Consider the following 12,179-nt stretch of genomic DNA (forward strand, 5'->3'; position numbering starts at 1 on the left):
AACCAAAGGTGAATCAATCGTTCGAACGTCAAACTATCAGCCAATTCGATCGGCTGAGTCAATCAATCGCTATTATCCTCGCGTGCCGCGATCTTTTCCACGCGAACGGCGTTTTCCTGGGTGAGCGCAGCGCCCGTCAACGGGTCCCAACGCAACGGCGTATGGTCGAGCGGACCCACGCCCAAGGCTTGAGCGCCACCGACATCGGCGCCAAACGAACGCCCGCCGGGAGCGGCCGAGGTGAAGATGCACGCCGGATGCAGATACGGCGTCGTCTCCACGCGCACGCGATCGCGGCCCATATCGCTCACGAGTTCGACGACCTCGCCGTCGGCGATGCCCATGTGCGCAGCAGCATCGGCATTCATCTGCACGGCATCCAGATCCGAGCCCGCCTCGGCGGCACCCGCCGCAGCAAGTCTGCGCGAAGTGTGCGACTCAAAGGGTCGGTTGCCGCTAATGAGGCGAAACATCCCCGGCCCTGGCTCCACCATCGGGGCAATCCAGCCGGGCACACGACCCAGGCCGGCGCGCTCCCATACATCGCTTACCAGCGCAATCTTGCCGCCGTCGAGCGGAATCACAGGCTCGCCCGTACGCGGCGGCAGTTGCACGCCCGTGTCAGCCCAACCGCGCTCCTTGAGCGCAGTGAGGTCGATCCCAAACGGAGCCACCTGGGCAGCCGCCAGATCGTCAGACGTAAACTGGAAGTACTCGCCCACGCCGCAGGCCGCAGCCAACCCGGCAAAGATCTCCCGACCGGGACGCGTGTCGCCATGCAACACGGGCAGCACGGCGTTGCGGTAGAACACGCGCGCGTCGTTGCGGCCCACGACCGTTCCCACACCGCGGTCGGCCTCCAGATGCGTCACGTCGGGCAGCACGAAATCAGAAGCACGCGCCGTCTCGGACCAGCGAATATCAATCGTCACGAGCAAGTCGAGCTGCTGCAAAATACTCAACCAAGCCTGTGCATTGCCATAGCCCGCACCGGGGTTACTGGCATAGACGATGAGCCCACGCAAATCGCCGGCAAGAATCGACTGGCCGATGGTCGTGCACAGGCCGCGCACCGGATCGACCAGTGGATAGCGCTCGGACCCCAGCTTGGGTCCGCGAGGCACCGGCGGCGTCGCAAAGCGTGCGGGATCGAGGTCGCCCAACACAAGCGGCGTGGGCGGATTGAGGGCGCCGCCCGCGTGTCCGATGCAGCCCAGCAGCACATCGACCAAGCAGATAGCGCGCGCGGTCTGGGTGCTATTGGCATACGCGATACCGATGCCACCATGAAAACCCGCATCCACCACAGCGGCAGGCGCGGCGGCAGCGAGATCGCGCGCCGTGGCGACAATCTCTGCGGCCGGCACGTCGCACATCGACTCGGCCCACTCGGGCGTCCAAGCACTGGCCGCCTGCACCAGCTCGTCAAAACCCGTGGTATAGCGGGTCACGAACTCATGGTCATACAGGTCCTCGGCAATCAAGACATGCGCAATGCCCAGCAGCAAGGCCAAATCGCATCCGGGACGCACGCGCAGCCAGCGGTCGGCAATAGCAGCCGAACCGCTGCGCCGAGGGTCAACCACGATAATCTTCGTCCCACGGCGACGGGCATCGTTGAGCGCATCAACGGCCCCCATCGTCGATGAATCGACAATGGAACGCCCCAGATACATGATGCAATCGGTGTGCGCGAGGTCGGAGGCGGGACTATAGCCCAGGCTGTGCTCCCAACCGGTAAGACGGCTTACTTCGCAGGCACCGTCTGCACCGTATACGTTGGGCGAGCCCAGCGCATGCATAAAACGACACGCCCAGTAGCGGTCGAACGAGGGCACGCCGAGCGTCATGCCCAGCGCGCGCGGACCATGCCCGTCAACAATCCCCCCAAGGCGCGCAGCGATCTGCGCGAACGCCTCGTTCCACGAAATCACATCGAACCCCGAGCCATCAGCTCGTCGGCGCATAGGATGCAAAATCCGGTCGCGCTCGTCAAACGGCATTGCCAGGCGATGCCGTCCGCGGGCGCACAGGGCACGCGCCGCGCACGGATGCCCCGGCACCGGCAGCTCGGCCACCACGCGACCGTCCTCAACGCGTGCCGCAAAGGCGCAATCGGCATAGCATCCCCCGCATGTGGTCACCACGGCGCGACCGTCACGCTTCACAGCAGATGCCATCTCGATTACCCCTTTCATCAGCCAAACACAACAGGCCAAAAGCCCAGCAACGAGCCCCAGACCCAAAAAGCCTCCCGCACGGCAACGCCCCGCGGGAGGCCCAACGTCAAACAGACGGTACCTTACGCCTCGGACTTCTTGGCGTAGATAAACCAGTAGCCGAGCGCGATCAGAACCGCGCCGCCCACGATGTTGCCCAGCGTGGCGGCGGACAGGTTAAACGCAATGCCCGCAACGTTGAGCGCATCGGCGCCGGCGACCTTGGCACCGTAGCCGCATGCATGCATCACGGCGCCCATGGGCAAAAAGTACATGTTGGCGACGCAGTGCTCAAAACCGCAGGCCACAAAGGCGGCGATCGGCAGCAAAATGCCCACAACCTTATCGACCACGGTCTTGCCGGCGGTGCCGATCCACACGGCCAGGCACACAAAGATGTTGCACAGGATGCCGCGGAAGAAGATCGTCACCCAGTCGATCGTCACCTTGCCGGCGGCGACGCTCACCATGGAATTGGCGACCGCCTCGCCGTTGAGCTTGTAAATGCCGGCCATGTACACCAAAAAGACAATGAACAGGGCACCGACAAAGTTACCGACCCACACGACGACCCAAGCCTTGAGCATCTGGGCCAAGGTGATCTTTTTGCTCTTGAGCGCGCAGACCATAAGCGAATTGCCGGTGAACAGCTCGGCGCCACACACCAGCACCAGCACCAGGCCCAGGCAAAAGCACAGGCCGCCCACGACGCGCTGAGCGCCCCAGCCCAGCGTGCTATCGCTCAAAAACACCGTAAAGAACAGGCCGCCGAAGGCAATGAACGCGCCGGCGAACATTGCCAACAGAAAGGCCTTTGCGACCGGCAGGTTGGCCTTGGTCACGCCGGCGGCCTCGGTCTTGGCCTCGATCGCGGCGGGCGCCAGGCAATCGGGAGCGGGGTACTCCACCTTGGAATCTGCCATGTCAATCACTTCTTTCCTAATCAGCAGGGACAAGCGCCGCTATAGCTCCTGCCCCAAGCGGACAAAGTGGGAAAAGTCGTTGGCGACCACGGCGTCGTACACGGCGTCGACGGCGTCAAAGACTTCCGGGGACATGGGGTTGTAGAACTCCGTGTCGCCCGGCTGAATCCCAACGAAGACGATATCATCACACGATTGCTCGATTTCCTCGATCAGAATCGACAAAGGAAGCGAATGCGTGGTGAACATCGACTTGCGGGCCACATCGCGCTTGTCGAGCAAACGAATGGACCCGACGGGCAGCGCCATGTCTGCGGCATCAACCAAAACCAAACGCGGCGGACGCTCACGCTTGACCTCGATGATGTCATCCTCGGGCGTTTGGCCTCCGTCGATGGTGTACCAACCGGCGATGGGCGCGTCCTCCATCTTTTTGGAGAGCACGGGGCCGGCGGCATCGTCGGCGCGCAGCACGCATCCCGCCGTGAGCACGATACCCGCAAACGGGGCGCCGTTCACACGGCCATCCACAACGCGACCCATTACTGCAACCTCCCCGTCAGATACACGCCCGACACATCGCGCACGCGCTCAACCAGATCGCGAAACTTCATCAGAAACGCGACCTGCTGGGCATGCAGAGCAAAGTCGTCGTCGAACACCGAGATGCCGGCCTTGGCCGACCCGCGAAAACCGCGCTCGTCGAGCAACGCATCGCAAGCCTCGAGCAGCGACGGCACCGCCGCCTTGTCGAGCTGGCACTCGCCAAAGGAGCGAATGGCCTCAAACTTGGTCTTGGCCTCCCCCTCCGGCAGCGCGTCGACGAGCGAATAGAACACATCAACCGGCACCGACAGGCGCGGCTCAAAGCAGTCGAGCACGCCGGTGTGGTGGCCCACGGCGAGCGTGTAGTACAGCACGTCGCAGGCCTCCTGGGGAACGTCTTCCTCGGTCTCCACAAACTTACGCGTGAGCTCGTAGAAGACCACCTGGTCGGGCGCATGGCCCAGGCAAGGGTCGGCGACGCCCTCGGCGGCCTCGTCGCTTGCGCGCGAGGCATCGCCAAAAGAGCCGCCAAGCATGCCGGGGCCCGCAAAGTAACCAGAGCGGTCCGTGAGCTCCATCTAGCGACCTCCGGCCAGCACCAGATCCTGCAGCGCCGAGTAGACCTCAACGCGGCGAGGATCGTCCTGCTTGTCGATGAGCAGCGCCATGGCACCGCGGATATCGCCCTTGGGTGCGCCCTCGAGCGTATCCATAAACTCGTTGGCCAGGTCGCGGCCGTAACGGTAACCGCTCATGGCGCGAGCCTCGCGCTCGATGGCAACGCGAAGCTTGTAAGGCACGCCGGGGTGCAGGATATCGGCCTGCTCGCCGGCGGCCTCCACCGTGGTCTCGGCATGGAGCTTTTGGTCCAGCAGACCGAGCGCCATGGCAAAGCCGTAGACGGTCTGCGCGGGGCTGGGCGGGCAGCCGGGGATGTAGACGTCGACCGGCAGAATCTTATCCGTACCGCCCCAGACGCAGTAGTTGTCGTAGAAGATGCCACCGGTGCAGCCGCATGCGCCATAGGACACCACGATCTTGGGATCGGGTGCGGCCTCAAAGGCGCGCAGGGCCGGCATGCGCATGGCACGCGTCACGGCGCCGGTGTACAGCAGCACATCGGCGTGACGGGGCGAGGGCACGACCTTGATGCCAAAGCGCTCGACGTCAAAGACGGGCGTGATGGAACCGAAGATCTCGATCTCGCAGCCGTTGCAGCCGCCGCAGTCAACACGGTAGACGTACACCGAGCGCTTGATCTTCTTAAGAAGGGTCGCCTTGGCCTTCTCGATGCTCTCGTCGAGCTCGATCTTGGTCGGGCGGTACTGGAGCCGCTCGGGCAAAAGCGTGGGTTCGGCCATGGTTACTCCTCCTTCGTTTCAAAATCCATGATGATGCCCTCGACCGGCGCCGGGCCGGCGGGGATCTCGGGCGCATCGGGGTTGAGCTCGCGGTCGACATACTCCGGGTTCACGCCGTGGCCGCCCAGATACTTCATGCCGGGGCCTTGGGGCTCACCGGACGCAAGCGTCTCGTTGGCAGCCATGCCGCGCGCGTTGCCGGTCTTTACGGCCGAGGCGGCGCGCAGGGCGTCGAGCTCGCGCTTGCACTCCTGGCACATACCGACGGTACGGGCGGCCTGCTCGGCCTCCATGCCGCCAGCCTTTTGCAGCAGGCGCTTGGCGTAGTCGATCTCCTTGTGCGGGGCAAACGTCTTGCCGCAACGCGAGCAGTGCTCGAGCGTATAGACGCTCTTGCTGGTGAGGTCGTCCTTGCTCATGACGGCCAGCTCAAACTCCTCGGTGAGCTTGATGGCCTCCATGGGGCAGGCTTCCTCACAGCGGCCGCAAAAGATGCAGCGACCGTAGTCGATCGACCAGGTAATGGTATCGGCCGCAAGGTCGGTGTCCATGCGAATGGCATCGGCCGGACACGCCACGCCGCAGGCACCGCAGGCGATGCAGAGCTCGGCATTGTGCTCGGGCTTGCCGCGCATGTCCTTGTTGGTGGGGAACGGCGCAAACGGGTACTTGACCGTCGCGTCGCCGGCCTTGGCGTTAACCTTCCAAAGCTTCAGCATATTAGAGCGCCTCCTCATCGAGCGGAGCGGCCATGGTGCCCTCGCCCGCAAGCGGCGACTTGTCGCGCCAGACGTTCTCGAACTGCTCCTTGTCGAGCACGTGGTCGCGCTTGGCGGCGACATCGGTCACCGTCACGCGGTCGGTGCAGGAGTAGCACGGGTCGAGCGAGCCGACGATCAACGCAGCGTCACCCACGGTGTTGCCGCGGAACATGTAGCGCAGGACCGGCCAGTTGCTGTACGTGGCGGCCTTGGCGCGCCAGCGGTAGCACTTCTGGTTGTTGCCGAGCATGGCCCAGTGCACGTCCTCGCCGCGCGGCGCCTCGGTGGCGCCGATGGCGTACTTATGCGGGGTGTACTCCCAATCCGTGGTGAGGATGGGGCCCGACGGGCAGTTCTCGAGCATGGTCTCGATCATGTCGATCGAATCATAGACCTCCTGGATGCGAACGGCGGTACGGCCGAAGGCATCGCAGGTGTCGGCCGTGGCGGCGTGCATCTTTTGGACGTCCGGATCGGCGTAGCCGTCGAAGGGATGGTCAAAGCGCACGTCGCGGGCATAGCCCGAGCCACGCATGAGCGGGCCGACCGGCGAGAAGTCGCGTGCGATCTTGCGATCCAAGATGCCGATGCCACTCGTACGCTCAATAAAGTTGGGCGTCGAGAGCAAGACGTCGACGAGTTCCTGAACCTCGGAGCGCAGCTGGTGGATGGTCGTGAGCGTGGAAAGCTTCTGCTCGGCCAAAATGTCGCGACGCACGCCGCCGATCACGTTGAGGCCGTAGGTCTTGCGGTGACCGGAGAGCTTCTCGGCCAGATCCATGGACTTCTCGCGGACGCGGAAGAACTGCTGGAAGCCGGAGTCGAAGCCCGTGTAGTGCGACGCCAGGCCAATGTTGAGCAGATGCGAGTGCAGACGCTCGACCTCGAGCATGATGGCGCGGATGTACTGGGCGCGCGGCGGGACATGGATGCCCTGGGCGCGCTCGACGGCCTCGGCATAGGCCACCGAGTGGGCGCAGCCGCAGATGCCGCAGATGCGGTCGGCGAGGAACGTCACGGCGTCATAGTTCAGGCGCGTCTCGGCGACCTTCTCCATGCCGCGGTGCACGTAGAACAGACGGTAGTCGGCGTCGACGATCGTCTCGCCCTCGACAAACAGACGGAAGTGGCCAGGCTCGTCGGAGGTAATGTGCAACGGGCCCATGGGGACGAGTGTGGTCTCCTTGCCCTTGGTATCGGCCAAGAACTCGTAGTTTTCCATGTCGCTCGCGGGAGCGGGACGGAAGCGGTAGTCCATGGAGTCCTTGCGCAGCGGGTACAGGCCGCTGGGCCAATCGTCGGGCAGCACCAGGCGGCGACGATCGGGCAGGCCCTCGGGGATCAGGCCGAACATGTCGCGAAGCTCGCGCTCGCCCCACACACAGGCGGGGACGAACGGTGTCACGGACGGGAACGTCATCTTGGCGGGATCGACCTCGGTGCGCACGGTCACCCAACCGGGATCCTCCCCCTCCATGGAGATGACATAGTACACGGCGTAACGGCCGCACAGGCTGCGCTCATCGTTGCCGATGATCACGGGAATCCAGCCGTAGCGCTCGTAGTACAGGTAGTGGACGGCCTCGGGCAGCTTGTCCTGCTTGACGGTGATCGTCAGCTGGTCCTCGCACTGCCACTCGACCTTCTCGATGCAGCCCGGAACAGCGCGGCGCAGGGCCTCGACATGGCTCTCGCAGCGACGGGCATACACCTTGTTCTCAGTTTCAATCATTCGTTACTCCACCTCGCTCTGAGCGGTCTCGGTACCGAACACAGCGCGGTACATCGGCGTCGCGTGAAGCTCCTCGGTGCTCTGCTCGAGCACGATGCCGGTCGCGGTCTCCACACCGTGCACGAGAGGCAGCGGGGTGGCGATGCCAAACCACAAGATCATGACAGCCAGGATGATTTCGGGAATAAGCATGAGCGCCGGAGCCTCATGCTTGCCCATGCCCTGGGGCGCATGGCCGAACACCGACTTGAGTGCGATGCGGGTGAGCGCGGAGATGGCCACGGTAAGACCGAGGGCGACCACGACGACCAGCCACATGGGACCGGCGGTGACACCGGCGACAAAAGTCAGGAACTCGGAGATAAACATGCCAAAGGGCGGGAAGGCACCAAGACCGAGCAGTGCCAAGATGGCGAGCGCGGCGGTTGCGGGGGCAACCTCGACGACACCCTGGATCTTAGCCAGGCTACGCGTACCAAAGGCGTGCTGGATGTTGCCGGACACGCAGAAGGCAAGCGTCTTGGTAAAACCGTGGAACACGCAGTGCAGCAGGGCTGCGGCGATACCCAGCGGGCCACCGATACCCAGGCACAGGGCGATAACGCCCACGTTCTCCACAGACGAGTACGCAAAGCGGCGCTTGAGGTCGTCCTGGCGAAACATCGAAAGTGCCGCCACCAAAATGGACAGCGTGCCGACGATCAGCAGCAAAAGCTGCGGATACTCGGCGCCCACGGCCTGGATAGTAAAGCCGTAGAGGCGCATGATCACAAGCATGGCGCACTTAAGCAGCACGCCCGAGAGCAGGGCCGAGACAGGGCTCGGGGCCTGGGAGTGGGCATCGGGCAGCCAAGTGTGCATGGGGAACAGGCCGGCCTTGGTGCCAAAGCCGATCACGATAAACGCAAAGGCAAGGCGCATGAGCGTCGGGTCGAACTGGTCGGCATACGGCAGCACGCACGACAGGAACGCTGCCGCGTGGGCGTTGGGTATCACGTCGGCGGCGTTGGCGTAGATCAGCAGCGTGCCGAACAGGCCGAAGGCCACACCGGCGGTGCAGACCATCGCATACTTCCAAGAAGCCTCGAGGGCCGTCTTGTTCTTGTAGATACCCACGAGGAACACGGTGGAAAGCGTGGTTGCCTCCACGGCGGCCCACGTGAGGATCATGTTGTTGGACAGGCACGCGAGCAGCATGGTGAACACGAACAGGCTAAACAGCGCAAAATACTGCTTGGCGCGCTCGGCGGGCATGGAGCCCTCCTCGATATCGGCCTTTACATAGGGCAGCGAGAACAGCCCCGTAAGAAAACCGATAAAGCCGATGAGCAGCACAAAGATGGCGCCCAGCGAATCGAGGTGGAACCACAGGCCAAAAGCGCTCGCGGTGTTGCCGCTCATAAGGACGTCACCGGCCGTCATAATCGACAGCACCAGGACGGCTGCGACGGAGACCAGGTTGAGACCGGCAAACACGTTATAGGACGTGTTCTTGGGCAAAAATGCCATGACCAGCGAGAACACCAAAGGAGTCGCGAGCAGGGCGAGAATCAACGTTTCCATGGACTACCCCCTCAGCTCGGACAGGTCGCGCGCATCGAGCGAGTGGGAGTCGTCCCAAATGCGACGCACGACGATGGACATGATGATGACGGCAAAGATGGCGTCGGTGGCGATACCGATCTCGATGATCTCGGGAGCGGTGGGGGCCAAAAGCGCGAGCGTCACGTGGCTGCCGTTTTCCATAAGGCAGTATCCAAAGATCTGCTTCATGATGTTGCGCTGCGAGATGATACAGGTAAGCCCCACAAAGAAGTGAGCGAAGCTAATGGCGAGCGCAGGCATTGCGACCTCGGCCGTGGGCAGGCTGATCTGCGTCACGACGGCAAAGCAGATCGCGACCTCGACGGCGATGATGCAAATGGCCCACGCGGGCTTAAGGCCGGCCTTGAGCGATGCATCGCTCGGCTCGCCCATCTTCTTATATGCGCGGTTGAGGATGTAAGGGACCAGGACGACCTTAGTGATAAAGGCAGATCCAGCCCACATAAGCAGCTCCTGCGCACCGGTGGTGACACCGAGCGTGGCGAGCAGTCCCACGAGCACCAGCGACTGCACCGCATACCAGTGGATGGAATGTTTGATGTTCTTGGATACAACCACCATAGTGGACGTGACGATCAGAAGGCCGCCAAGGATGTTGACGATCGAATAACCCATGTCGTTCTACCTCCTAACCGATCCAGCTGGCCGAAAGCGGGCCGCTGACGATGACCATGATGATGAGCACGATGAACACGAACGCCATCGCGCGGGGAAGCGGGGCACCCGCAGCGACCTCTTCGCTCGGCTCGCCGGGCAGGCAATAGCCCATCCACTTAAGGAACCAGGCAAAGGTGGCAACGGTCTCGGCGACCATGATGCACACGAGCACCAGGATCGCAACGTTGCCGGCACCCACAGAGAAGCCGCCGGCGATGATCTGGAACTTCGAGAAGAACGTGTTCATGGGCGGCACGCCGGCAATGGCGAGTGCCGCGACACCAAAGCCCACGCCCGAGATCGGGTACTTCTTTACGATGCCGCGAAGCTTGGGCAGCATACGCGTGCCGAGCGTAAAGGAGAACGAACCGGCGATCAGGAAGAACAGCGTCTTGGCGAAAGCGTGGTTAAAGATGTGGCACACGGCGCCATCAAAGGCCAGCTGGCTGCCAAAGACCGAAAGGCCCAGACCAAAGAACACGTAGGAGAGCTGGGCGATCGTGGAGAAGGCCAGCAGGCGCTTCATGTCCTTTTGCGGCAGGTACATAAGGAAGCCAAAGAGCATGGTGACCATGGCGTCGATAATGGCGACCCAGCCCACGATCTCGGGAATCTCACCGGCAGAGACGAGTGCACGCGCGAACACGCACACGCCGACCTTAACCATCGAGGCACCATGCAGGTAGGCCGAAACAGGCGTCGGCGCCTCCATGGCCGAAGGCAGCCACATGTACATGGGAACCTGTGCGGACTTGGCCCAGGCCGCAAACAGCACGAGCAAAAGGACGATAGCCTTGAGCTTGGCGTCGAGGCCGGCAATCGCGGTAATGGCGAAGGTGCCGGTGTAGGCAAACACGATGGCGGCGCCCAGATACAGGCCGAGCGCACCGATATGCGTAATGATCAGGGCCTTCATGCCGGCCTTCTTGGCCGTAGGCGTCATGTAGTAGCTAATGAGGCCCCAAGAGCACGCACCCGTGATCTCAAAGAACACGAGCTGGCCCAAAAGGGTCGAGCTGTACACAAGGCCGGCCATGGCGCCGATGAAGGTCGCGAGGTACGCGTAGAAGCGACGACGCGGCGCATCGGGATGCTCACGGTTATTCTCGCTCATATAGGGAATCGAATAGATCACGACAAGCAGGCCGATGCCAACAAAGGCAGGCGCGAGCAGCGTGCTCATGCGATCGAAGGTGAATCCCATGACGAGGGTCTGCCCAAACGAGATCAGGGGGACCTGCGTGTCGGGCATGCCGGCGCCAGCGAAATTCGCGGCGAGGGCAATGGTGCAGGCCGTCGAGACGGCGGCACCCAAAACGCTGAACCACTTGGCGTACGGACGGGGGAACAGGGCGACGAGCACCGAGGCCACCATCGGGGCCGCGATAGCGACCAAGCCGAGAAGGGACAGACTGACTGCAAATGACATTGTTTCTCCCTTCTCCTACACGCCGACGACCACGAAGACAAACGCCAGAACGGCGATGCCCACGACAGCCCAGGTCTGATTGCCAAGCACCTTAAAACGCGAGCGCGAGCAGGAGTTCTCGATCACGCCGCACACGACAAAGTCGATCAGGCACTTCACCAGGAAGATGACGGCGCCCAGAACGGCGGCAGCGCCCATGGTCGCGGGCTCGCCCCAGGGGACGAAGATCGCGCAGAACCAGGCGACGACCAGGACCTGCTTCATGGACATGGCGAGCTTGGCCATGGCAAGCGACGGGCCGGAAAGCTCGGCGAGCGGACCTTCCTGAAGCTCCTGCTCGGCCTCGGCCTGGTCAAACGGCAGCTTGCCGAGTTCCATGTAGCAGGCGATCGCAAAGGCGATGCCGGCGAGGATCACGGCGACCGGCGCGTCGATGGCGCCCGTCATGATGTGCTGACCCATAGTGGCGATGTCGGTGGAGCCACACACCAGGGCGGCAGCAATCAGCGCCAGCAGCATGGACGGCTCGATGAGCACGCTCATGAGCAGCTCGCGGACGCCGCCGATACCGGCGTAGGCGTTGGACGAATCCACACCGCAGAGGGCGAAGAAGAAGCGGGCGAGCGCCAGGCTGTACATGATGGTGATGGCGTCACCAAAGACCGGGATGGGGCTTTGCGCCGTAAAGAGCGGCAGGCCCATCGCGAGCATAAAGGCGACGGCGAAGAACAGCGGCGGCATAAAGCGCAGCGCAAAGCTCGCGTCCTCGCTCTGGGACTCGGGGCGCGCAAAGAGCTTGGCCAGGTCGCGGTAGTCCTGCATGATGCTGGGGCCGCGACGGTTGTGCATCTTGGCGCGGATCACGCGGCCGAGACCGGAGAAGAACGGCGCGACGGCCATAACGACCACGCCCTGCAGAACGGCAAGTACGATGTTGTTCATGCTC

Annotated in this window: 11 protein-coding genes; all 11 read right to left on the reverse strand. The window is 63.0% G+C overall.

All coding sequences use genetic code 11. The features are described 5' to 3' along the window. Window positions 1-62: 62 nt before the first annotated feature. The 11 genes from I1969_RS00080 to I1969_RS00130 all read right to left on the reverse strand — a co-directional run bounded on the left by I1969_RS00080 (window position 63) and on the right by I1969_RS00130 (window position 12,175). Window positions 63-2,180, reverse strand: coding sequence for a molybdopterin-containing oxidoreductase family protein (locus tag I1969_RS00080; RefSeq protein WP_195232022.1), 2,118 nt, complete (start codon window positions 2,178-2,180; stop codon window positions 63-65). A gap of 122 nt (window positions 2,181-2,302) precedes the next feature. Then, complete coding sequence (locus I1969_RS00085; protein ID WP_195232023.1) at window positions 2,303-3,142, reverse strand: formate/nitrite transporter family protein; 840 nt, start codon at window positions 3,140-3,142, stop codon at window positions 2,303-2,305. Between the two features lie 39 nt (window positions 3,143-3,181). After that, window positions 3,182-3,685, reverse strand: coding sequence for a hydrogenase maturation peptidase HycI (hycI, locus tag I1969_RS00090; RefSeq protein WP_195232024.1), 504 nt, complete (start codon window positions 3,683-3,685; stop codon window positions 3,182-3,184). Next, window positions 3,685-4,266, reverse strand: coding sequence for a formate hydrogenlyase maturation HycH family protein (locus I1969_RS00095; protein ID WP_195232025.1), 582 nt, complete (start codon window positions 4,264-4,266; stop codon window positions 3,685-3,687). Before I1969_RS00095 ends, hycI begins: the two co-directional genes overlap by 1 nt. Further along, window positions 4,267-5,049 carry an NADH-quinone oxidoreductase subunit B family protein gene (locus tag I1969_RS00100; RefSeq protein WP_006234107.1) on the reverse strand — a complete coding sequence of 261 codons (783 nt, stop codon included), beginning with the start codon at window positions 5,047-5,049 and terminating at the stop codon, window positions 4,267-4,269. A 2-nt stretch (window positions 5,050-5,051) separates the two neighbouring features. After that, window positions 5,052-5,768, reverse strand: coding sequence for a formate hydrogenlyase complex iron-sulfur subunit (locus tag I1969_RS00105; protein WP_195232026.1), 717 nt, complete (start codon window positions 5,766-5,768; stop codon window positions 5,052-5,054). Between the two features lies 1 nt (window position 5,769). Further along, complete coding sequence (locus tag I1969_RS00110; RefSeq protein ID WP_022095197.1) at window positions 5,770-7,542, reverse strand: hydrogenase large subunit; 1,773 nt, start codon at window positions 7,540-7,542, stop codon at window positions 5,770-5,772. A 3-nt stretch (window positions 7,543-7,545) separates the two neighbouring features. Then, complete coding sequence (locus I1969_RS00115) at window positions 7,546-9,105, reverse strand: hydrogenase 4 subunit F (RefSeq protein ID WP_195232027.1); 1,560 nt, start codon at window positions 9,103-9,105, stop codon at window positions 7,546-7,548. A 3-nt stretch (window positions 9,106-9,108) separates the two neighbouring features. Then, complete coding sequence (gene hyfE / locus I1969_RS00120) at window positions 9,109-9,762, reverse strand: hydrogenase 4 membrane subunit (protein WP_195232028.1); 654 nt, start codon at window positions 9,760-9,762, stop codon at window positions 9,109-9,111. A gap of 13 nt (window positions 9,763-9,775) precedes the next feature. Further along, window positions 9,776-11,233, reverse strand: coding sequence for a hydrogenase 4 subunit D (locus I1969_RS00125; protein WP_195232029.1), 1,458 nt, complete (start codon window positions 11,231-11,233; stop codon window positions 9,776-9,778). Between the two features lie 15 nt (window positions 11,234-11,248). After that, window positions 11,249-12,175 carry a respiratory chain complex I subunit 1 family protein gene (locus I1969_RS00130; protein WP_195232030.1) on the reverse strand — a complete coding sequence of 309 codons (927 nt, stop codon included), beginning with the start codon at window positions 12,173-12,175 and terminating at the stop codon, window positions 11,249-11,251. Between the last annotated feature and the right edge of the window lie 4 nt (window positions 12,176-12,179).

Source organism: Collinsella aerofaciens (assembly GCF_015548375.1).
In the GTDB taxonomy this organism is placed as follows: domain Bacteria; phylum Actinomycetota; class Coriobacteriia; order Coriobacteriales; family Coriobacteriaceae; genus Collinsella; species Collinsella aerofaciens_AB.